Consider the following 20,632-nt stretch of genomic DNA (forward strand, 5'->3'; position numbering starts at 1 on the left):
GGTTTATTTACTAAAAGCCGATGCACGACTTTCCTTTATATTTTGAACTGGGCTGGCAGCACATTTGCGACTGGCAGGGGTACGACCATATCTTGTTCGTAACCGCCCTTTGCGGTGTTTACCTGCTTACCGACTGGCGCAAAGTACTCATCCTGGTTACTGCTTTCACCATAGGGCACACCATTACGCTGGCACTGAGCGCACTCAATCTCATCCACATTAACACCTCACTCATCGAATTTTTGATCCCTGTCACCATCGTGATTACCAGTTTGATCAACATTTTGAAAAAAAAACGCTCGCCGGGCACTATACGTACCACCTACATACTGGCGCTATTCTTTGGGCTGATACATGGGCTGGGGTTCTCCAACTATTTAAAAAGCCTGCTGGGCAAAAGCACCAACATTACGGCGCAGCTTTTTGCCTTTAATTTAGGGCTGGAGTTTGGGCAGGTGCTTATTGTACTTAGCATCTTAACGGTATCATTTATTTTACTCAATATCATTAAAATACAGCGCCGGGAATGGACTTTATTCCTGTCATCTGCTATATTTGGCATAGCGTTAATTATGTGTATCGAGCGTTTTGCTCTAATTCATTTCCGATGAAAAAACTGTACTTTTTAATGGCAGGTTCGCTCTTGCTTTCTACTGCCCTGCAAGCCCAGCAAATACAAAACAACCCGGGCTCTAACCACGGCAATAAATTTGAACAACTGGGCAGCACCTACCTGGCCGACCCTAACAGCTACCGTTCGGCATCGGGCGCGCCCGGCCCCAAATACTGGCAGCAAAAAGCCGATTACGATATTGTGGCCAAGTTGGATGATGATAAGCAGCGCCTCGACGGTACCGAAACCATTACCTACTACAATAACTCGCCCGACCCGCTAACTTACCTGTGGTTACAGCTGGACGAGAACGAGCATAAAAAAGACGCCGAAAGCAGCAAGTTTGATGGCAGTAAAATGCAGGATAAGATGAGCCTGCGCCAGTTGCAGTCTATTATGGGCCACAACCTCGATTTGGGTAACCACATTGTGAGCGCCAAAGATGCCGCAGGCAACCCTTTAAAATATACCATTAACGAAACCATGATGCGTATTGAGCTGCCGCAAACGCTTGCACCGGGCGCAAAATTTGTTTTCAAGATAGCCTGGTGGTACAACATATCAGATCGTTTAACCATTGGCGGCCGCGGTGGTTATGAATACTTCCCCGAGGATAAAAATTACCTGTACACTATGGCGCAGTGGTATCCCCGCATGGCTGTGTACAGCGATTTTCAGGGCTGGCAAAACAAGCAGTTTACCGGCCGTGGTGAGTTTGCTTTAGCCTTCGGCGATTTTAAGGTAGCCCTAAATGTACCAGCCGACCACGTAGTGGATGGCACCGGCCAATGCTCCAACTATGCGCAGGTACTTACTGCCGCCCAGTACAAACGCTGGCAGCAGGCGCAAAACTCGTTTAAAGAACCTGTAGAGGTAGTTAATTTAGCCGAGGCTAAAAACGCGCTAAAAGGTCACACCACCGCCCGCAAGGTGTGGAACTGGCACGCCGAAAACGTAAGGGATTTTGCCTGGGTATCATCGCGCCGGGTGGTGTGGGATGCCATGGCTGCGCAAATTGATGGCGGCCGCAAGGTAATGGCCATGTCGGTTTACGGGCCCGAGGCTTACCCGCTTTACCGTCGTTACAGCACCAAGGTAGTAGCGCATACGGTTAAAACGTATTCTAAATACACTATCCCTTACCCTTACCCCTGCGCTACCTCGGTTGAGGCCAGCAACGGTATGGAGTACCCCATGATTTGCTTTAACTATGGCCGCGCTGAAAAAGATGGCACTTATAGTGAAGCTACCAAGAACGGCATGATCGGTGTAATTATCCACGAGGTGGGTCACAACTTTTTCCCAATGATCGTGAACTCGGATGAGCGCCAGTGGACCTGGATGGACGAAGGGCTGAACACTTTTTGCCAGTATTTAACCGAGCAGGAATGGGACCCTAATTTCCCGAGCAACCGTGGTCCGGCTTATAAAATTGTAGATTACATGAAGCTGCCTAAAGATGAGCTGGAGCCTATCATGACCAACTCCGAGAACATTCAACGCTTTGGGCCTAATGCTTATGCCAAACCGGCTACGGCTTTAAATATACTGCGCGAAACCGTAATGGGCCGCGAACTGTTCGACTATGCCTTTAAAACTTACGCTAAACGCTGGGCCTTTAAGCACCCCACCCCAACCGACTTTTTCCGCACCATGGAAGATGCCTCGGCGGTGGATTTAGACTGGTACTGGCGCGGTTGGTTCTACGGCACCGACCCGGTTGATATCTCGATAGACAGCGTAAAGTTTTATCGCCTCAACACCAAAAACCCGCAGGTAGAAAGCAGCTTTGACCGTGCCCAGTTTGATCGTAACTTGACCAACATTAGCACCACCCGCAACAAAGCTGCAGGCACCCGTTTTGCCGTAGAAGCCGATACCTCCCTGCAGGATTTTTACAGCAAGTACGACCGCTTTGCCGCCACGCCCGTAACCGAGCAAAGCTACAAAGCCATGTACGATGCCCTTAGCCCCGAAGAGAAAAAGCTGTACACTAACCAAAGCTACTTTTACGAGGTGAATTTCAGCAACAAAGGCGGCTTGCCTATGCCCCTGTTCATCGAATGGAACTACGCCGATGGCAGCAAGGAATTAGAAAAGATATCGGCCTATATATGGCGCCACAATGAGTTTAACGTAACCAAGGTATTTGCCAAAACCAAAGAGGTGAAAAGCATAAAACTTGACCCCTACCGCGAAACTGCCGACATTAACGAAGGCAACAACAGCTGGCCGCAACAATACACCCCCACCCGTTTCGAGCTGTTTAAACAGCAGAACACCATACGGGGAGCCAGCACAGGCGGTAACCCTATGCAGGATGCGAAGAAGACGAATCCATAATGAGAAAAGCCGGGAGACCGGCTTTTTTTGGTAAATTAACTTTCATTCTACATTAGATATACTTTTTTATGCGCCAGCAATTGGCTGTTTGGTTATAGCATTATAAAATCCCATGTAGCGGCCTTGATCGAAAGCCTGTTGTTTAAGTGTACGTGATCCCGTGTATTGTTTATTGAAAAACAACTGCTCTCTAAATGATTTAGGGGCACAAGCATTTGTTAATTGACACTTTACATCTCCCCATGTAGTTCCGGTACAATTAGCTACAGCAAAAACCGCACTTATACCATATCCATCTGTACTACTACCTGTAATTTCTAAGCTAATCAATTGTGAACCACTACATTGAAGTGGCACTATTGGATAATCATCACCAAACTCTACCACATCTTTGTATCCTTGAAGCATTCCTTTACTATATGCTGTAGTATCTGTGCCTAATGCTGGAAACAGATCTATTTCAGCATTGCTTAGCCCTGTATACGCGGTTGGCGGAGTGGTTTGACAAACACTACAATTTGTGCCTATTTGAGGTGTTGGCGTGGATTTAACAGCGAGAGATTTTAGCACTTTTTCCTGTTCCGAAGACTGTGTTAATTCCGATGATTTTTGGCAACTCCAAAGCAAACATAAAGATGCTGCAAAAACTGATACTAATAAGTTAAAATGTTTTTTCATAATATAAACTATAATTTGTTTAAGTCATAAATTTAACTTCTATTTATTAAATAATATCATATAGATTAAATTAAATCCTAAACTATCGTAATTTTCCCCCTGTGCTGGCGCACGCGTGTCGCGTGTGCCTATACAATCATACAAGTAATTAGCTGTACATCACTTACCAAAGCACACGCGTGCGCCAGCGATAAAAAAACTAATACATGCTTGCGCACGCGTGTCGGGTGTGCCATATTCAATCGGATATTATATATTAGTGCAACAATTAATAATGAGCCGTAAGTACAAGTTCCACAATAAAGAGGGTCTATATTTGCAAGCTTTGCCACGGTATATTGGATAGATGTATTTACTCGTCCGCTGTATAACGAAATTATTGTAGATAGCATGAATTATTGCAAAAGCAATTTAGGTATGGAAGTTTACTGCTGGTGCATCATGACCAATCACGTTCATTTAATTTACAAAGCTAAAGACAACAATCCTGAAATTATTTTAGGCCGGTTTAAAGAACATACAGCCAAACAACTCATTAAAAGTATAGAATCGAATGTTCAGGAATCGCGCAAAGAGTGGATGTTATGGATGTTTAAACGGGCGGCGGCCAAGAGTAGTAACGTTAAAACAAACCAGTTTTGGCAGCATCATAATAAACCTATAGAATTTCCGTCTTCGCAGGGTCTCTCGTAGAGGACCCTGCGTAACCAAGTGACTCATTCTGCATAAACAGCATCGCAGGGTCCTCTACGAGAGACCCCCTGTGCTGGCGCACGCGTGTCGCGTGTGCCATATTCAATCGGATATTATATATTAGTGCAACAATTAATAATGAGCCGTAAGTACAAGTTCCACAATAAAGAAGGTCTATATTTTGCAAGCTTTGCCACGATATATTGGATAGATGTATTTACTCGTCCGCTGTATAACGAAATTATTGTAGATAGCATGAATTATTGCAAAAGCAATTTAGGTATGGAAGTTTACTGCTGGTGCATCATGACCAATCACGTTCATTTAATTTACAAAGCCAAAGACAACAATCCTGAAATTATTTTAGGCCGGTTTAAAGAACATACAGCCAAACAACTCATTAAAAGCATAGAATCGAATGTTCAGGAATCGCGCAAAGAGTGGATGTTATGGATGTTTAAACGGGCGGCGGCCAAGAGTAGTAACGTTAAAACAAACCAGTTTTGGCAGCATCATAATAAACCTATAGAATTGTGGAGTGCTGAAGTAATTGAACAAAAAGCAGATTATATCCACAATAACCCCGTGGAAGCTGGATTTGTAAATGAGCCGGAACATTGGAAATACTCAAGTGCTATTGATTATGCCGGCGGTAAAGGATTAGTTTCGATTGAATACTTGTAAGCTCTTAAGGCACACGCGACACGCGTGCGCCAGCACAAAGCGCTACTTCAAACCTCCATCAATCCCCATCCGCATAATATAATGCCTCTAAAAACATCTTCTTCGTTTCTACCCCGTCCACCTTCAGTTTAATTTCTTTAAGTACGCCTGCCACCCTGATCATTTCTTCGGGTAACTTTTGTGGGCCGCGGGCATGGGCAATCAATAGCGGTTCGGCGTGTTCATGGTCGCGCATTTCGTAAATGTCGTACCGGTCAATAATAGGTATCATTACACCGGGTGGAACAAAAATAAACCCTTTAAAATCGCGCTTCGATTCTACCATTTTAGGGATACCGGTAATAATGGCGTTGGAAGATATTACACCCTGGGTTAGCGCTACAGATGCAGGCAACTCTTGTGGCTTATATCTCTCATAAGCCTGTTTCATAATTTCGGTAAAAGCCGATTTAACAATATCCTGAAAAGGCGCCTTGAGCCTGCCAATAGAGATGGCGAAGTATAGAACGATCTTTTGCTTATCTGTAAATAAACCGGCCACCCTGGCCACTTCCTGTGTAGAGATCTGACCGTTGTTAGCTTCGCTAAACAAATTGTAAAACCGCCCGCCGTTATCTAAAGTAGTTACCGCGTCGTGGCTGTTTTGGAAGGGTATAACGTGTTTCATGCAGCTATGCTAAAATTTAAGGTATTCAAATCGTACTAAACATAGGAGTTTTAGCAATTAACTGCAAGCAGAAATTTTGAAGAAGCTACATGAGCGGGCTTAAATAAAAAAAGCCCGTCACGAGTGACGGGCAGCATCAGCAAAAAAATCTATTTCCTCGGCATTTAACTTATCATAAAGCGGTTTTAGCGCGTTATGATATACATTTTGACTGTAAATAAAGCGCTGGGTTTAATTAAATTTAAGATAGCGATGTACGGCAATTGGGTAAGAAATATGATGTAACATAAATGGCACCATAATTAATGTTGCAACATTTAAGTAAGTTGGCAAACAATAAGGCAATTGTCATTATTACACTCTTGAAGCAAAACTTATAAAGTACGTAACCATCTTTGCACAAACTTCAATAAAAATAAAAATGACATCAGTAAAAGCCTATGCTGCACAAGCTGCAGACCAACCTCTTGCTCCATATACATTTGACCGCCGCGAACCGGGTGTTGATGATGTGGAGATCAAAATCCTGTTTTGTGGTGTTTGCCACTCCGATATTCATACCGCCCGTAACGAATGGGGCGGCACCGTTTACCCATCTGTTCCCGGCCATGAAATTGTAGGCAAGGTAACCCGTGTGGGCTCCAACGTAACCAAATTTAAAGAAGGCGATACCGTAGGTGTGGGTTGCTTTGTAGACTCGTGTATGCACTGCAGCAACTGCGAGCAGGATTTGGAGCAATACTGCGAAAATGGCCATACGCAAACCTATAACTCTTTAAGCCAGGATAAGCAATACACCACACTGGGCGGTTACTCAAGCCATATTGTGGTAACGCAACACTTCGTATTATCGGTTAGTGATAAGTTGCCTTTAGAAAAAGTAGCGCCTTTACTGTGTGCAGGTATTACCACCTACTCGCCTTTGCGCCACTGGGGTGTTAAAGCGGGCGATAAGGTAGCCGTAGTAGGTTTAGGCGGCTTAGGCCACATGGCCGTTAAACTGGCAGCATCTATGGGTGCCGAAGTTACCATGTTAAGCCGTTCGCCTAAAAAAGAAAAGGATGCCAACGAATTAGGCGCACACCATTTTGCGCTGACTACCAATCCTGATACGATGAAAGAACTGGCCAATAGTTTCAATTTCATTATTGATACCGTATCGGCCCCACACGATTATAACGAGTACCTGGCCCTGTTAAATACAGATGGTGTAATGGTATTGCTGGGTGCTCCACCAGAGCCTACCCCGGTTGGCGCATTTCCATTTATAATGGGTCGCCGCAGCTTGGTAGGATCATTAGTGGGTGGTATTAAAGAAACCCAGGAAATGCTGGATTACTGCGCCGAACACAACATTACTTCGGATGTAGAAGTGATCAACATTGACCAGATCAACGAGGCTTACGAACGCACCTTAGCAGGCGATGTTCATTACCGCTTTGTAATTGATATGGCTACTTTGTAAAAATAGATACCGCTATTTATATTAAAGCCTCCGAGTGTTATGCCCGGAGGCTTTACTTTTAAACAGATCGCTCAGTAATAACTACTGTAGTCAATTACCCATACCTGGTTACTTAAGCCGGAGACATGTGAGCCATTAGCCGATATTGAAGCCGTGGTTAAAACAACCGGCGTTTTTATGTTTATACAGAGTTTAGTAGCTTTGGTGGCAGCAAAATCATTTTCGAGCATCATGAAACAACATACCGGTTTATTACTCTGTATTGCTTTGCTTACGGCTTGCAGTACCACCAAAAAAGTTTCTCAAACAGGCAGCACCTCTACGGTTAATAATGGCAAGGTATGGGCGTCGTTGTGGCAGCAGCGTTCGGCAGAGTACAGGGCTTTATGTTTTCAGGCTTACAACTTGGCCAAATTGCGGTTAGATGAAGCCTTGAAACAAACCGGCGGCAAACCCCTGGCCGTGGTAAGCGATATTGACGAAACCATTTTAGACAACAGCCCATATGATGTACAGCGAGCCATTAACAACCGGGAATATGACCTGGCTACCTGGAAACAGTGGACCGCTAAAGCCGAGTGCGATACCGTTGCCGGCGCACCCAATTTTTTCAAATATGCAGCAAGCAAGGGTGTAACCGTATTCTACATTACCAACCGCGATGAAGACGAGCGCCCCGGCACTTTGAAAAACCTGCAACGCTACAATATGCCCAATGCCGATAATGCTCATTTGATGCTAAAATCGGGCAGTTCGAGCAAAGAAAGCCGCCGCTTGCAGGTGCTTAATCAATATAACATCGCTCTCCTATGCGGCGATAACCTGGCCGATTTTGACAAGCTGTACGACAATCACCCTACCGAAAGCAGCCGTAACAGTGTAACCACACGCCTTACCTCACAATTTGGCAGTAAATACATTGTGTTACCCAATCCATCCTATGGCGACTGGGAAGGGTCTTTATTCAAGTTTAATTACAAACTAACTCCGGCTCAAAAAGATTCTGTTATTAAAGCCAACCTCAGGTTTTCTAAATAATAACATATTGTTAAGTTTTGATTAAGCGAGGCATTTTCAACGCGCTTTGAAGTAGTTTTGAGCTAAGATGAAAAAATTGTTCTTCATAGCTTTAAGTTGCTCTTTAACATATATCAATGCCAGTGCCCAGGTTCCGGGCAAAATGCCCACCGGGCAAGTATTGTTGCCTAATGGTTGGAAACTAAGCCCGGCGGGGCGCTCCTTACCCTTGGGCGATCTTCCTTTAAACATTCAACTCTCCGCGTCGGGCCGTTTGCTGGCGGCTACCAATAACGGCCAAAGCACGCAGTCAGTACAGCTGATAGACCCTAAAACTGAGCAGCAGTTAGACCAGTGCGTACTGGCCAAATCATGGTACGGCCTGGCGTTCAGCCATGATGAAAAGTATTTGTATGCCTCTGGCGGTAACGATAACTGGATCTACCGTTTCAACATCAGTAACAATAAACTGGGCAAGCCCGATACATTGCGTTTAGGCAAGCCCTGGCCTAACAAGGTTGGCCCAGCCGGTATAGCGGTTAACAAAGCCAACACGCAGCTTTATACGGTAACCAAGGAAGACAGTTGCCTGTACATCCTGAACCCACAAACAGGAAAAATTAGCAATAAAATAAAATTACCTGCCGAAAGCTATAGCTGCATCCTATCGCCTAACGATAACTTGCTTTACATTTCATTATGGGGAGCCGATAAGGTTGTGGTATTTGATACGGCCACGCAACGCATTATTAAAAGCATTACCACCGGCAGCCATCCCAACGAATTATTGCTGAATAAGAAGAATACACTACTCTATGCTGCCAATGCTAATGATAACAGTGTGTCGGTCATCAAGACCCAAACCAATAAGGTGATCGAAACCATTTCGGCCTCCTTATACCCTACACGCTTAACCGGTTCTACCACCAACGGACTGGCCCTATCTGCCAATAACAAAACACTTTACATTGCCAATGCCGACAATAACTGTGTTGCCGTTTTTAATGTAAGCAAACCGGGCAGCAGCCAAAGCCGCGGCTTTATCCCGGTTGGCTGGTATCCAACCAACCTAAAAATTCTGGGTAGTAAATTATTGGTGGCTAATGGTAAAGGCTTTGCCTCTATGGCTAACCCTAACGGTCCGCAGCCTTTGAGCAAGTTAGACAACAGCGGCCACCATGTGGGTTCCATCAACAGCCGTGAGCAATATATTGGCGGCTTATTTAAAGGCACGCTGTCGTTCATTGCACAGCCCAGCCCCGATCAATTGAAAGCTTATACCAAACAGGTTTACGCTAATACGCCGTTCAACAATAAGGAAAATAAACCTGTGGTAACGGCAGGCAACCCTATTCCGCATAAAACGGGCGATAAATCGCCCATGAAATATGTGTTCTACATTATTAAGGAAAACCGTACTTATGACCAGGTTTTGGGTGATTTGCCGCAAGGTAACGGCGATACCTCGCTTTGCATCTTCGGCAAAAAGGTGACGCCAAACCTGCATGCCATTGCAAATGACTTTGTACTGCTCGACAATTTTTATGTTGATGCCGAGGTAAGCGCCGATGGTCATAACTGGAGCACCGCAGCCTACGCAACCGATTTTGTGGAGAAGAACTGGCCTACCAGCTACGGTAACCGTGGCGGTACTTACGATTTTGAAGGCTCGCGCAAGGTGGCTCACCCACGCGATGGTTTTATATGGGATTATTGCAAACGTGCAGGCCTAACCTACCGCACTTACGGCGAATTTGGCGCCATGGGCAAGGCCAATATTAAAACGTTGGAAGGGCATGTGGCTCCTCATTCCCCGGGTTTTGATATGGATATTAAGGATGTTTACCGCGAGCAAACCTGGGCCAAAGATTTCGACTCGCTGCTGGCTATTAACGCCGTGCCGCGCTTTAATACCATCCGTATTTCTAACGACCATACCAGCGGACAAAAAAAAGGTAAGCTTTCGCCTATTGCGGCCGTGGCCGATAATGACCAGGGTGTAGGCTTATTTATCGAACACCTGTCGCACAGCCCCATCTGGAAAGAGTCGGTAGTGTTCGTTCTGGAAGACGATGCCCAAAACGGCCCCGACCATGTGGATGCGCACCGGTCGCCAGTGTTTGTTGCGGGTCCTTATGTAAAGCGCAATGCAGTGATCAATAACATGTATTCCACCTCGGGCGTACTACGTACCATGGAGCTTATTTTGGGCCTACCGCCCATGAGCCAGTACGATGCTGCTGCTATCCCGTTATATGATTGCTTTACCGATAAGCCAAATTTTACACCTTACAATGCCAAACCTGCGCAAGTCAACCTCGAGCAACGCAATGTGGCAGTTAATGAAAGCAGCCGCCGGTCGGAGCTGTTCAACTTTGCCAAAGAAGATGCCATACCCGATCTGGAGCTGAACGAAGTAGTTTGGAAATCTGTAAAAGGAGAAAATTCGATTATGCCAGCACCAAAACGCAGTGCCTTTGTTATACTAGAAGCTAAAAAGAAACGCGACGATGATGATGATTAAATCATTATTTTAGCCGAAACACGCATCTGCTATGACCATTATTGAAAACGACTACCTTAAAGTGGCAATAAGCCCTAAAGGCGCACAGCTTAGTTCCCTATTTAACAAAGCCACACAAACAGAGCACATGTGGCAAGCCGATGAAAACATTTGGCCCTGGCATGCCCCCAACCTATTCCCTATTGTAGGCGGTTTAGTAAATAACGAACTACACGTAGACGCCCAAACTTACCACCTACCCCGCCATGGTTTTGCCCGCCAGTCGGAATTTGAGGTAGCCGAAGCAAAAGAAAAACATGCCGTATTCCAACTTGCAGCTACTGAAGAAACGCAGGCTGTATACCCTTACCAGTTTGCTTTACAGGTATTATATGATTTGATAGACAATGCCCTGCGGGTTACTTACAAAGTTATTAACCTTGATAACAAGGCTATCTACTTTTCGGTAGGCGGTCACCCGGCTTTTAATATTCCCTTTGGCAAGAATGATAGTTACGAAGACTACTACCTTGAATTTGAGGTTAACGAAAACCTGGAAACCCACCTGCTTAACAAAGACGGCTATTTTAGCGGCGAAACGCACCCGGTTGCGCTTAATGGTAAAAGTTTATTTTTAACCCGCCATTTGTTCGATGCCGATGCATTGGTATTTAAAAATATTCAATCGAAAATGGTGACTATCAAGTCTACAAAGCATGAAAATACTTTAAGCATTGAATATCCACACTTCAAGCATTTAGGTATTTGGGCCAAGCCCGGCGCCGACTTTGTATGCATTGAGCCATGGTTAGGCTATGCCGATGCTGCCGGTGCATCAACTGATATCAGTAACAAACCGGCCATTCAAAAATTGGACAAAGGGCATGTGTTTGAGGCATCGTACTTCATTAGTATTTAAAAAAAACGGGGAAATGATTTTTTTTGAAACATTATATGTCAAAATAATGTAATGTGTATATCGTAAATTAATCTACAATCCCATGAAAAAGAAAATTTATCTACTAATGACAACCCTGATGTTGAGCTTTGTTGCTTTTACATCTAATGCAGCAACTACTAACGATGGCGGTGTAAACTACAAAGAGTACTACGCTACTAAAACTGCTGAAGAAAGAAATGCTCGTGTAGAAGAGATCAAAACCCGTGTGGAAGAGATCAGATCTATGGACAAATCAGACTTAACCAAAGCAGAACGCAAAGAGTTAAGAGCTGAGTTGAAAGACCTGAAAAAAGAAGCTAATGCAGCTGCAACAGGCGGTGGTGTTTACCTTTCGGTAGGTGCTATCATCATCATCATTTTAGTATTGATCCTGATTTTATAATCAAACCACATACTATAAAAAAAGGGGCCTCAAATGAGGTCCCTTTTTTTGTGGAATTAATTGTGCTTAACTAATTGGAATTATTATTAATTCCATAATAGGGAGGAGTGCGGCTGGTTGTTGGATGGAAGGAGCTTCGTGTTGCATCTTTGGAAAATTTCAACTTACTACTTTATTAGACCCCTCCCTAACCCTCCCGGGGGGAGGGAATTATACATGCATAGTTAATTAAACAACAAAAGGAGCCTCGTGGGCTCCTTTTGTTGTTTAAAACAGGCCTAACTGACCTTTACTTAGATCAATATCGTCGTCGTCGTTCTTTTTTAGTGGTTTTGTTATATCTACGTCTTCCGGATTAGTTATTTCCATCTCGATGATCCTGGCGGCCTTTTCGGGGCTCACATCGGGAATCTCTTTTTCTTCGGTTACGTCCGCTATCACCTGGGTATCGGCTACCGAATCGGGAGCCGGGTCTGGTACGTCTTCGGCATCGTCGTGCTCGGCTATGAGTTGAACCGTTTGCACCGGGTGGGCCGAGAGGCGGTTACCCATGGCCTTCATGCCTTTTACATCTATAAGGTCGGTCAGGTTGAGTTCAACCAGTTCCTGCACCTGCGTTTTACCTTTCAGTTGCTCTACCTTAACAATAGGCTGCGCGGCACTCGAGATCAGCACGAGCTTTGAACCCGGCTCTTCGCTAATAAAGCTGCTTTGCTTACCCACAGGCGTATTTTCGAACACGAAACGTTTCACCAGGTAATTTTTCGATTTACCATCGTAATGCACTACGGCAAATACTTTCTCGGCATCGTACTTTTCAATCAGCTGCATCTTATCATCAAAGTGATTGTTCAAATCAAAGCTGGTGAGTTCGTAAGTACCGTTCGCTAACACGGTCAGGATCTTATCCTCACCATCAAACTCACCTAAGTAACGGCCGCGGCTATCGGCGTTGAGGCGCTTTAAATTATCATCAAACCATATTTTGCGGCCTGCCAGGGTAGACACTCCTTTGGTTTTGAGCAGTATTTTTTTAACCGGGTATTTGGTTACCTGGTTACCCATAGAGCTTCGGCCCTTAATGGCTATTTCGGCAAAGTCCTGGTCAAACTGAAGTTTTTTCAATTTAGAGTGTGGCTTCAACTGGATATTCACCACCTCGGCCTCACCGTTAGGGTTGGCAGAAAAGTAAAGCACTTTAGAGCCTTTGGTGCCCTTGGTCAAATCGTATTCCTTATCACGGGTTACACCTACCACAGAAAAGCGCTTGATGTAGATGGTGCCGCTTTCGCCATCCTTGTACAACAGGTTGTACACAGTACGCTCATCGCCCTTTTTAAATACCGCCACGTGGATAATATCCTTACCCACAAAAACCTTATCCTGCACCTTGGTAATGAGGCAGCGGCCATCGTTACGGAACACGATGATCTCGTCAATATCCGAGCAGTCGCATACATACTCATCTTTCTTTAAACCGGCACCAATAAAGCCATCCTCGCGGTTCACATATAATTTTACGTTGGCCAGTGCCACTTGCGCTGCTTCTACCCTATCAAAGGTGCGCAATTCTGTTTTACGCTCGCGACCTTTGCCGTACTTCTCCTTCAATTTAACAAACCAGGCAATGGCATAATCGTTCAGGTGCCTAAGATGATGATTAACCTCTTTGATCTCATTCTCCAAGGTCTTCATCTGCTCATCCGCTTTCTTCACGTCGAAGCGGGTAATGCTGCTCATGGGTTTGTCAATAAGCTTCTTATAATCTTCGGGCAGTATGGCGCGGTAAAACTGGGGTAAAAAGGGTGCAAACAAACGGTTCAGCACTTCAACCACCACGTCAAAATTACCCGAGGTTTCGTAGTCGGGGTGCTTGTACATCCCTTCCTGGATAAATATTTTGAGCAGGGAACTGAAAAAGATCTTCTCCTTCAACTCGGCCAGGCGTATCTCCAGCTCGCGTTTAAGCAGGTGCTTGGTATGCGCAACGCTTTGCTCCAAAATATCGTTCACACTTAAAAAGTGCGGCTTATCATCTAAAATGATACACGTATTGGGCGATATAGATACTTCGCAATCGGTAAAGGCATACAGCGCATCAATGGTAACATCGGGCGATATACCGGGCGCTAAATGCACTACAATTTCTACATCCCGGGCGGTATTATCTTCAATTTTTTTGATCTTGATCTTGCCCTTATCATTAGCGGCAATAATACTGTCTATCAATCCGCCGGTAGTGGTGGTAAAAGGCACCTCGGTAATGGTAAGCGTTTTCTTATCGCGCTCTATAATTTTGGCACGCACACGGATCTTTCCGCCGCGCTGCCCTTCGTTATAGTTGGTGGCATCGGCCATACCCCCGGTAGGGAAATCGGGCATAAGGTTAGGCCGAACACCCTTTAACACTTCAATACTCGCATCCAGCAACTCGTTAAAGTTGTGGGGCATAATTTTGGTAGCCAAACCCACGGCAATACCATCGGCACCCTGCGCCAACAACAGCGGGAATTTTACAGGCAGCGTAATAGGCTCGCGGTTACGGCCGTCATAACTGGCCTGCCACTCGGTGGTATCGGGGTTAAATACAACCTCGAGCGCAAACTTGGTTAAGCGGGCTTCAATATAACGCGGCGCTGCGGCCGAGTCGCCGGTAATAGGGTCGCCCCAGTTACCCTGGCAATCAATCAATAAATTCTTTTGCCCTATCTGTACCATGGCATCGCCAATAGAAGCATCACCATGGGGGTGATACTTCATGGTGTTACCTATAACGTTGGCCGCCTTATTGAAGCGTCCATCGTCCATCTCCTTTAATGAATGCAGGATACGGCGTTGTACCGGCTTTAAACCATCGTAAATATGCGGAACAGCACGGTCTAAAATTACATAGGAGGCATAGTCTAAAAACCAGTTTTCGTACAAGCCATCCAGCGGAATAATATTGTGTAACTGTTCGTTAGGATCTGAATTCTCTGACATATAAATTCTTTTAAAAAGACACAGCTCTTTTTAATGGGAAATACAATTATTTGGAATGCTAAAAATATTAGTCAAATATACTAAAAACAAGGTAAATTACCTAAATTAAGGTTGGCGCTCTATTACCTGCGGGATGAATATATTATTTATTTTCATATTTTTTTCATTGATTTACAGTTCGTTGTAAACCTGCACCCATTTACCGGGGTTTTAATTATACTAACCAGTTGCCATGAAAAAAATTTACTTTTTTATATGGGTGGCTTTGTTGTTGCATGCCTGTCAAAATAGGCCTGCACACTTAAGCCCGCCCACCCTCAAAGGTGATGCTCATTATGCTTATGCCATTAAGCAATCTGACGGGTGGATAACGAACCCCGATCATCAAAACGTGATGGTGGCCATGAACGCGCTTAAAGCTTACGAAACCGGCGATACAGCACTGCTGCGTAAGTGCGTGGCCGATAGCCTGACCGTTTACTACGACGGCGGATTTTATAAAGGTGGCAGGCACGAGTTTATGTTTGCCATTAAAGAAGCCTTAAAAGCCCTAAAAAATTTACGCATTGAAGTGAAAGACTGCAAATCGGTCATCAGTAAAGACCATGAGCACGAACGTGTGACCACCTGGTATACCCAATATTGGATAAACCAACAAGGCCAGCCCGACTCGGCCGACATGGTAGACGATGCCCGCTTTAAAGACGGCAAAATTGTAGTTTGTTACGATTATATGAGGAGGTATAAAACCCCGCCCCGGCCCGCCCCGAAGGGAAGGGAGTAAATTATATAGCTTTAAAAGTCCTCCCCTTTGGGGAGGATTTAGGAGGGGTTTCTGCCCGCTCTTATCATTTCAGAATAAGTCATGCGGTTACTCATGGCGTGGCATATCATGGCAATACGTTTGGCGCGGGTTTCTATGGTTTTGGCGCTGTTGAGCCAGTTTACAAAATACCGACGGTGTGATTCTAATAAGCTGTTAAAAAAATGGAGCGCCTCGGGCTCATCGGCCAGGCATTCGTGCAAATCATCGGGCACTACCAGTTTAAAATCAACATCCTCTTCCAGGCTCACCTGTAACATAGCACCCTCGCGCTTGTGTATGCCTTTACGCATATCGGCATTGAGGGTAAGTATAAAACTGCCGTTGCCAATGTGCATTACCGCAACACCTGCAATGGTATAATGATCTAAAGCCCCCCTTACTCTGAAAGATTTTTTGTTACCGGGTTTAATTTGTTGCGCCACATCGGCCGGAATATCAACATAGGTCCAACCCGTTTTCTCCCCCATTTCGCCAAATTTTGAAATAATAGCAGTAAAGGTTACCATAATGTTAGGGAATGTGCGCATTTTATAACTAATAACTAAGTTAATAAAGCGATATGTTAAAGACTTGTTAAATCTTCAATAATAGTGAAATTACTTGTAACGTTTAGCCAGGTGGGTATGTCTTATGGATATAAAACAAAATAAATAACTCACATTAAAAAATTAAAGATATGAAAACCTTAAAATCACTTTTCTTAGGATTAGCCTTATTAGTAGTTACAAACGTTGTTAAAGCCGACGAACCAACCGCAGCAGTAATAACCCGCAACCAAGCCATTACCACTTACGTTAATGCCATGACCATGGGTAACAATGCAGGTTTGAACGAGGTGGTAGACCAATCGGCCAAGTTCAGCATCTTACGCGGTAAAAATGTAATTAGCTTTGATAAAGCCGAACTTATGAAATTTGCCAACCAAAATCAAAATGTTAAACAAGCATGTACTACTACTACTACCGAAATTGAAAGCAATGCCGATATGAGCGTAGTAAAGGTAGACATGAAATTTGAAAACTTTACCCGCACCAATTACGTAACAATGGCCAACACCGAAAGCGGCTGGAAAATAACCAACGTATACTCGGTATTTAAATAAGAATTAGTTTTAGTTAGTAAATAGTTTAGTTAATTAATAAAACAAAAGCCGCTGCGAGAGCGGCTTTTGTCGTTTACGTCATTTTTATACCGGTACGCTTACCAGCCTGTCTTCAAAAAACAGGAAAGGTAAAAAGCTCTCAACCCCATTAGTAACCCAGGTTGAACCATCCTGGCAATACAGCAACGTACGTATGGGCTGCTTTTGCTTCCTCTCGTACTCGGCCAGTACCTGTAGGCACGAGCCGCATGGCGTAATAGGTTTGTTGATAACGAACTTAGCCGTGTAAGCTGTTACGGCTAAAGCCTCAATAGGATCGTGAGCATAGTTGGCACCCCAGTTAAACAAGGCCACCCGCTCGGCACATAAGCCCGATGGGTAAGCGGCATTTTCCTGGTTGCTGCCGTAAATTATTTTTCCGCTTTGCAAGCGCAGGGCAGCACCCACGCTAAAGTTTGAATAAGGAGAATGCGAACCGCCTAATGCTTTTACCGCCTCGCGACACAGGGCCTGGTCGGCAGCATTCAGTTCTTCAAAACTGCTGTATTCTTCAAATGCTATCTTAATTTCGTGATTAACCATGTATGTATCACCCTCCTGATAAACCGATTAGGTTCCGGCCCCACTATTGCGGTGCCTCCCAATCAAAAAGGGCTTATAAGATAGGGGATAAAAGTGACGAATCCAAATTTTAGACGATTATTTCTACAGCAAATGCAACCGTCAAACAATAAACCTACCTTTGCGCTTATACCCTACGCCGGTTCATGAAAAAATACATACTCGTTTTCTTACTGCTTTTACACCTGTTGCCCGCCGGGGCACAGCCTAAATTTATAAATAAGGTAATCCCTAAATTTGTGCGCAAAATGCTGTTTGAAAAAGACAGCACCCGCAGCGCCAGCTTTTTTTTGTTGCCGGTACTTAGCTCGGCACCCGAAACGGGCTTGGAGCTGGGTGCTTCTACCCTGTATTCTTTTTATACCGATACCAGCCGGGTTACCCGTGTATCAAACGTATTTGCCTACGGCACCTTTACCACCGAAGGCCAGCAGCGCGTTAGCCTGAGCACCAGTTACTGGCTGCCACAAAACCGCTATCACTATACTGCCGCCATTGGGTACATCAATTTTCCGTTTAACTTTTATGGTATTGGCGATGCCACCCGTAAGGTAAACGAGCAGCGCATTAGTGAAAAACGCTTCAGGGCTAATATTAACGGCGAAAAGCGTTTAGGCAATTACGTATACCTTGGTTTTGTGCTGGGTGGTTATGATTACCGTTACCGAATTGACAATACCGGCAAGCCTTTTGAGGCCGATCTTACCCCGCAAGACCGCAACGGTGGCGCAGGCTTTTACGCCGGCCCAAGTGTTACTTTTGATAACCGTAACAACAATACCTACACCACCAAGGGCATGCACCTTACCGGCTACTTAAACGTAATGCACGGCATATTTAGCGATAACAGCTATAAAGGCAGTTTCTTAAACCTGGAATATGCGCAGTTCTTTAGTTTGCACAAGCGCGTGGTGTTAGGGTTGAACATACAGGAGCAAAGCCTGTTGGGCAGCCAGAGCCCTTTTTACCTGTTGCCCGAGTTAGGTAACGATGAAATGATGCGTGGCTATTATAACGGCCGCTACCGCGATAAGAACATGCTGGCCGGCCAAACCGAACTGCGCTACCGCATAAGCGACCGCATTGGCGTTGTAGGCTTTGTGGGCACCGGCGGCGTGTTTAAAGATTCGTTCAACTTTAACCAGCTTAAACCTAACTACGGCGGCGGACTGCGTTATTTCTTCGATACTGAAAAAGGACTCACCATGCGGGTTGACTACGGCTTTGGCCAAAAGCCGGCCGGCGAAAAACGCCAGCAGGGTTTATACCTCAGTTTAGGGGAATCGTTTTAGCTGCGGGGATCGGGGTGCGAGGTTTTGAGGAGCGGGGTGCCGGGAGTTTTGAGGAGCGGAAATTTTTTAAGAGCGGGGTGCGGGGATTGAAGTGTCGGGGGGGATAGTTTGAGAATTTTTACGACTCGTTATTTCTTGAAAAATTGAAGCTGATTTGCCTCGTCTGGTTGTAATTTATCCATCGAAGGGGTCAAGCTAAGTATTTGAGGAAAAATGAAGTTTTTTGAAGATTATGTGTATTTAACTGCATAATTATCTAACTGATATTTAAAACTTGATCCAAAAGTCTTCTTTCACCTGTCCCGGTCGGCAATAGATCAATCCCATCCAAAACAAGCTAACCGATGCCGTAACCTTAGCATACGATTTCATGACGTTCCATGCTGTTTTGGTAAGCCTATTTTCATGGATATTATTGACAATAAGCAGTGTATCAAGCTGCATTTTGGGTAGCATGCGATTGAAATAATCTATAGTACTTTGCGGATTGAGGCTGGCATCTATAAAAACTGCCTCTGGCAGGGCTATCTCTTTCCAGTTATCTTCAATGTTTAGCTTTAGTATGCGCGGTGCAGCATGTTGTAGTATAATGGCATCAAGTACACGGTGTTTGCCCAAAATCCACACCGTACTTTTTTGAGGTTTTTTTACTAGTCGGTACAGGAGTTTGTCGGTAGAGGTTAATTTTTTGTCTGCTTTGGCTGTTTTTTCAATTTCGGCGTATACTTTTTTATTCGAAAAATCGTAAATTACTTCATCAACCATGCGGTACACAAATGGCGAGTGCAGTCCGTGTCGGCTTGTGGCTTTGCGTTGGTGTAAAAAATGGCTTAAAGCAAACTTTATGTTAAACATGGTTGTAAAATTAAATAAAGCTTTACTATTTTGATGAAAGAGGCGGATATGATTAACGAGGCTGAAATAAATTCACTGATCAAATTACTGGATGACCCCGACCAGGAGATATACACGCATGTACACGATAAACTCCTGACTTATGGGCCAACAGCTATAACTTACCTGGAAAGTGCCTTTGAACAGGCATTTGACTCTATACAGCAGGAACGTATTGCCAACCTGGTGCATGAAATTCAGTTTGATATGTTGAAAAAAGACCTGGAGCTATGGCACCAGAGCGGGGCGTTCGACCTGCTGCGCGGAGCGCTGATCATTAACAAATACCAATACCCCGACCTGGATGAGCAGAAGGTGATTAACCAGATAGAAGCCATTAAACGAGACATTTGGATGCAGATGATGTTTGAGGGCAGCCCATCGGACCAAGTGAAGCTTTTTAACCACGTATTGTACAACATCTACGGTTTCAGCGGCAACACCACCAATCACCAGGATCCGCAAAACAGCTACCTGAGCCAGGTTTTAGAGACTAAAAAAGGTAATCAAATATCACTGGCTATTATTTACTCCGTGGTTGCCCAAAAGCTGGATATTCCCATTTATGGTGTAAACCTGCCTCAGCATTTCATCTTGGCTTATATGGATGAAAGCACTAAATCAGAATTTGAAAGCGGGATATTGTTCTATATCAACGCCTTTAATAAAGGCTTCATTTTTGGTCGCCGCGATGTAGATATGTTCCTGAAACAATTGAACCTGAATATAGACAAGCAGTTTTACGAACCCTGCTCCAACACCGATATTGTGCGCCGCATACTGCGTAACCTCATTAGTGCCTATGAAAATTTAGGATCGCCAGATAAAGTGCGGGAGTTGAATGAATTGTTAGCCATGTTGAATTAAAGATTTCAGGTAAGCGGGCATAAATCATGTGCCCGCTTTTTT

General features: G+C 44.6%; 20 protein-coding genes. 13 read left to right on the plus strand and 7 right to left on the minus strand.

Features of this window, described 5'->3' with window-relative positions; all coding sequences use genetic code 11:
- Positions 1 to 20: 20 nt before the first annotated feature.
- Together IEV61_RS18695 and IEV61_RS18700 are read left to right on the plus strand one after the other, a co-directional pair.
- The gene (locus IEV61_RS18695) at positions 21 to 611 is read left to right on the plus strand and encodes a HupE/UreJ family protein (protein ID WP_188418581.1); all 591 of its coding nucleotides are present in this window, start codon (positions 21 to 23) and stop codon (positions 609 to 611) included.
- Positions 608 to 2,956 carry a M1 family metallopeptidase gene (locus tag IEV61_RS18700; RefSeq protein ID WP_188418582.1) on the plus strand — a complete coding sequence of 783 codons (2,349 nt, stop codon included), beginning with the start codon at positions 608 to 610 and terminating at the stop codon, positions 2,954 to 2,956. The genes IEV61_RS18695 and IEV61_RS18700 overlap by 4 nt, the downstream gene beginning before the upstream one ends.
- A gap of 66 nt (positions 2,957 to 3,022) precedes the next feature.
- On the opposite strand, the gene IEV61_RS18705 is transcribed toward IEV61_RS18700, so the two are convergent.
- On the minus strand, positions 3,023 to 3,634 hold the full coding sequence (locus IEV61_RS18705) for a hypothetical protein (RefSeq protein ID WP_188418583.1): 612 nt from the start codon (positions 3,632 to 3,634) through the stop codon (positions 3,023 to 3,025).
- Between the two features lie 390 nt (positions 3,635 to 4,024).
- Between IEV61_RS18705 and IEV61_RS18710 the strand changes: the two genes are divergently transcribed.
- Positions 4,025 to 4,327 (plus strand): transposase, encoded by a 303-nt coding sequence (locus IEV61_RS18710; RefSeq protein ID WP_229747211.1) that lies wholly within the window; start codon positions 4,025 to 4,027, stop codon positions 4,325 to 4,327.
- 138 nt (positions 4,328 to 4,465) lie between these two features.
- On the plus strand, positions 4,466 to 5,011 hold the full coding sequence (locus IEV61_RS18715) for an REP-associated tyrosine transposase (protein ID WP_188418584.1): 546 nt from the start codon (positions 4,466 to 4,468) through the stop codon (positions 5,009 to 5,011).
- A gap of 58 nt (positions 5,012 to 5,069) precedes the next feature.
- Here the strand turns inward: IEV61_RS18715 and IEV61_RS20625 are convergent, their stop codons facing one another.
- The gene (locus IEV61_RS20625; RefSeq protein ID WP_229747212.1) at positions 5,070 to 5,678 is read right to left on the minus strand and encodes a hypothetical protein; all 609 of its coding nucleotides are present in this window, start codon (positions 5,676 to 5,678) and stop codon (positions 5,070 to 5,072) included.
- Between the two features lie 421 nt (positions 5,679 to 6,099).
- On the opposite strand from IEV61_RS20625, the gene IEV61_RS18725 reads away from it, so the two are divergent.
- Positions 6,100 to 7,143, plus strand: coding sequence for an NAD(P)-dependent alcohol dehydrogenase (locus IEV61_RS18725; protein ID WP_188418585.1), 1,044 nt, complete (start codon positions 6,100 to 6,102; stop codon positions 7,141 to 7,143).
- Between the two features lie 71 nt (positions 7,144 to 7,214).
- On the opposite strand, the gene IEV61_RS18730 is transcribed toward IEV61_RS18725, so the two are convergent.
- On the minus strand, positions 7,215 to 7,376 hold the full coding sequence (locus IEV61_RS18730; protein ID WP_188418586.1) for a hypothetical protein: 162 nt from the start codon (positions 7,374 to 7,376) through the stop codon (positions 7,215 to 7,217).
- Between IEV61_RS18730 and IEV61_RS18735 the strand changes: the two genes are divergently transcribed.
- The 4 genes from IEV61_RS18735 to IEV61_RS18750 all read left to right on the plus strand — a co-directional run bounded on the left by IEV61_RS18735 (position 7,375) and on the right by IEV61_RS18750 (position 12,006).
- Positions 7,375 to 8,181, plus strand: coding sequence for a 5'-nucleotidase, lipoprotein e(P4) family (locus IEV61_RS18735; RefSeq protein ID WP_188418587.1), 807 nt, complete (start codon positions 7,375 to 7,377; stop codon positions 8,179 to 8,181). The genes IEV61_RS18730 and IEV61_RS18735 overlap by 2 nt on opposite strands.
- Positions 8,182 to 8,248: 67 nt before the next feature.
- Complete coding sequence (locus IEV61_RS18740) at positions 8,249 to 10,684, plus strand: bifunctional YncE family protein/alkaline phosphatase family protein (RefSeq protein WP_188418588.1); 2,436 nt, start codon at positions 8,249 to 8,251, stop codon at positions 10,682 to 10,684.
- A 31-nt stretch (positions 10,685 to 10,715) separates the two neighbouring features.
- Positions 10,716 to 11,582, plus strand: coding sequence for an aldose 1-epimerase family protein (locus IEV61_RS18745; RefSeq protein WP_188418589.1), 867 nt, complete (start codon positions 10,716 to 10,718; stop codon positions 11,580 to 11,582).
- 82 nt (positions 11,583 to 11,664) lie between these two features.
- On the plus strand, positions 11,665 to 12,006 hold the full coding sequence (locus IEV61_RS18750; RefSeq protein ID WP_188418590.1) for a hypothetical protein: 342 nt from the start codon (positions 11,665 to 11,667) through the stop codon (positions 12,004 to 12,006).
- Between the two features lie 267 nt (positions 12,007 to 12,273).
- On the opposite strand, the gene IEV61_RS18755 is transcribed toward IEV61_RS18750, so the two are convergent.
- Positions 12,274 to 14,988, minus strand: a complete 2,715-nt coding sequence (locus IEV61_RS18755; protein WP_188418591.1) for a DNA gyrase/topoisomerase IV subunit A — start codon at positions 14,986 to 14,988, stop codon at positions 12,274 to 12,276.
- A 232-nt stretch (positions 14,989 to 15,220) separates the two neighbouring features.
- On the opposite strand from IEV61_RS18755, the gene IEV61_RS18760 reads away from it, so the two are divergent.
- The gene (locus tag IEV61_RS18760) at positions 15,221 to 15,772 is read left to right on the plus strand and encodes a nuclear transport factor 2 family protein (RefSeq protein WP_188418592.1); all 552 of its coding nucleotides are present in this window, start codon (positions 15,221 to 15,223) and stop codon (positions 15,770 to 15,772) included.
- Positions 15,773 to 15,810: 38 nt separating this feature from the next.
- Here IEV61_RS18760 and IEV61_RS18765 read toward each other — a convergent pair whose 3' ends face one another.
- Positions 15,811 to 16,341, minus strand: a complete 531-nt coding sequence (locus IEV61_RS18765) for a YdeI/OmpD-associated family protein (protein ID WP_229747213.1) — start codon at positions 16,339 to 16,341, stop codon at positions 15,811 to 15,813.
- Between the two features lie 149 nt (positions 16,342 to 16,490).
- On the opposite strand from IEV61_RS18765, the gene IEV61_RS18770 reads away from it, so the two are divergent.
- Positions 16,491 to 16,916 (plus strand): nuclear transport factor 2 family protein, encoded by a 426-nt coding sequence (locus IEV61_RS18770; protein ID WP_188418593.1) that lies wholly within the window; start codon positions 16,491 to 16,493, stop codon positions 16,914 to 16,916.
- A gap of 84 nt (positions 16,917 to 17,000) precedes the next feature.
- Here IEV61_RS18770 and IEV61_RS18775 read toward each other — a convergent pair whose 3' ends face one another.
- Positions 17,001 to 17,498, minus strand: a complete 498-nt coding sequence (locus tag IEV61_RS18775) for a cytidine deaminase (RefSeq protein ID WP_188418594.1) — start codon at positions 17,496 to 17,498, stop codon at positions 17,001 to 17,003.
- 185 nt (positions 17,499 to 17,683) lie between these two features.
- On the opposite strand from IEV61_RS18775, the gene IEV61_RS18780 reads away from it, so the two are divergent.
- Positions 17,684 to 18,829 (plus strand): BamA/TamA family outer membrane protein, encoded by a 1,146-nt coding sequence (locus tag IEV61_RS18780; protein WP_188418595.1) that lies wholly within the window; start codon positions 17,684 to 17,686, stop codon positions 18,827 to 18,829.
- Positions 18,830 to 19,096: 267 nt separating this feature from the next.
- Here the strand turns inward: IEV61_RS18780 and IEV61_RS18785 are convergent, their stop codons facing one another.
- Positions 19,097 to 19,684 (minus strand): hypothetical protein, encoded by a 588-nt coding sequence (locus tag IEV61_RS18785; protein ID WP_188418596.1) that lies wholly within the window; start codon positions 19,682 to 19,684, stop codon positions 19,097 to 19,099.
- A gap of 48 nt (positions 19,685 to 19,732) precedes the next feature.
- On the opposite strand from IEV61_RS18785, the gene IEV61_RS18790 reads away from it, so the two are divergent.
- Complete coding sequence (locus IEV61_RS18790; RefSeq protein WP_188418622.1) at positions 19,733 to 20,590, plus strand: transglutaminase family protein; 858 nt, start codon at positions 19,733 to 19,735, stop codon at positions 20,588 to 20,590.
- Positions 20,591 to 20,632: the final 42 nt, after the last annotated feature.

The sequence above is a fragment of the Mucilaginibacter galii genome (assembly GCF_014635825.1).
Classification (GTDB): domain Bacteria; phylum Bacteroidota; class Bacteroidia; order Sphingobacteriales; family Sphingobacteriaceae; genus Mucilaginibacter; species Mucilaginibacter galii.

Bases quoted from the DNA above. Each gene is read 5' to 3' on its own strand.
- IEV61_RS18790 (WP_188418622.1), top strand. From the start codon at position 19,733: ATGATTAACGAGGCTGAAATAAATTCACTGATCAAATTACTGGATGAC.
- IEV61_RS18745 (WP_188418589.1), top strand. From the start codon at position 10,716: ATGACCATTATTGAAAACGACTACCTTAAAGTGGCAATAAGCCCTAAA.
- IEV61_RS18770 (WP_188418593.1), top strand. From the start codon at position 16,491: ATGAAAACCTTAAAATCACTTTTCTTAGGATTAGCCTTATTAGTAGTT.
- IEV61_RS18755 (WP_188418591.1), bottom strand. From the start codon at position 14,988: ATGTCAGAGAATTCAGATCCTAACGAACAGTTACACAATATTATTCCG.
- IEV61_RS18785 (WP_188418596.1), bottom strand. From the start codon at position 19,684: ATGTTTAACATAAAGTTTGCTTTAAGCCATTTTTTACACCAACGCAAA.
- IEV61_RS18705 (WP_188418583.1), bottom strand. From the start codon at position 3,634: ATGAAAAAACATTTTAACTTATTAGTATCAGTTTTTGCAGCATCTTTA.
- IEV61_RS18695 (WP_188418581.1), top strand. From the start codon at position 21: ATGCACGACTTTCCTTTATATTTTGAACTGGGCTGGCAGCACATTTGC.
- IEV61_RS18710 (WP_229747211.1), top strand. From the start codon at position 4,025: ATGAATTATTGCAAAAGCAATTTAGGTATGGAAGTTTACTGCTGGTGC.
- IEV61_RS18760 (WP_188418592.1), top strand. From the start codon at position 15,221: ATGAAAAAAATTTACTTTTTTATATGGGTGGCTTTGTTGTTGCATGCC.
- IEV61_RS18740 (WP_188418588.1), top strand. From the start codon at position 8,249: ATGAAAAAATTGTTCTTCATAGCTTTAAGTTGCTCTTTAACATATATC.
- IEV61_RS18730 (WP_188418586.1), bottom strand. From the start codon at position 7,376: ATGATGCTCGAAAATGATTTTGCTGCCACCAAAGCTACTAAACTCTGT.
- IEV61_RS18725 (WP_188418585.1), top strand. From the start codon at position 6,100: ATGACATCAGTAAAAGCCTATGCTGCACAAGCTGCAGACCAACCTCTT.
- IEV61_RS18700 (WP_188418582.1), top strand. From the start codon at position 608: ATGAAAAAACTGTACTTTTTAATGGCAGGTTCGCTCTTGCTTTCTACT.
- IEV61_RS18775 (WP_188418594.1), bottom strand. From the start codon at position 17,498: ATGGTTAATCACGAAATTAAGATAGCATTTGAAGAATACAGCAGTTTT.
- IEV61_RS20625 (WP_229747212.1), bottom strand. From the start codon at position 5,678: ATGAAACACGTTATACCCTTCCAAAACAGCCACGACGCGGTAACTACT.
- IEV61_RS18735 (WP_188418587.1), top strand. From the start codon at position 7,375: ATGAAACAACATACCGGTTTATTACTCTGTATTGCTTTGCTTACGGCT.
- IEV61_RS18765 (WP_229747213.1), bottom strand. From the start codon at position 16,341: ATGCGCACATTCCCTAACATTATGGTAACCTTTACTGCTATTATTTCA.
- IEV61_RS18780 (WP_188418595.1), top strand. From the start codon at position 17,684: ATGAAAAAATACATACTCGTTTTCTTACTGCTTTTACACCTGTTGCCC.
- IEV61_RS18750 (WP_188418590.1), top strand. From the start codon at position 11,665: ATGAAAAAGAAAATTTATCTACTAATGACAACCCTGATGTTGAGCTTT.
- IEV61_RS18715 (WP_188418584.1), top strand. From the start codon at position 4,466: ATGAGCCGTAAGTACAAGTTCCACAATAAAGAAGGTCTATATTTTGCA.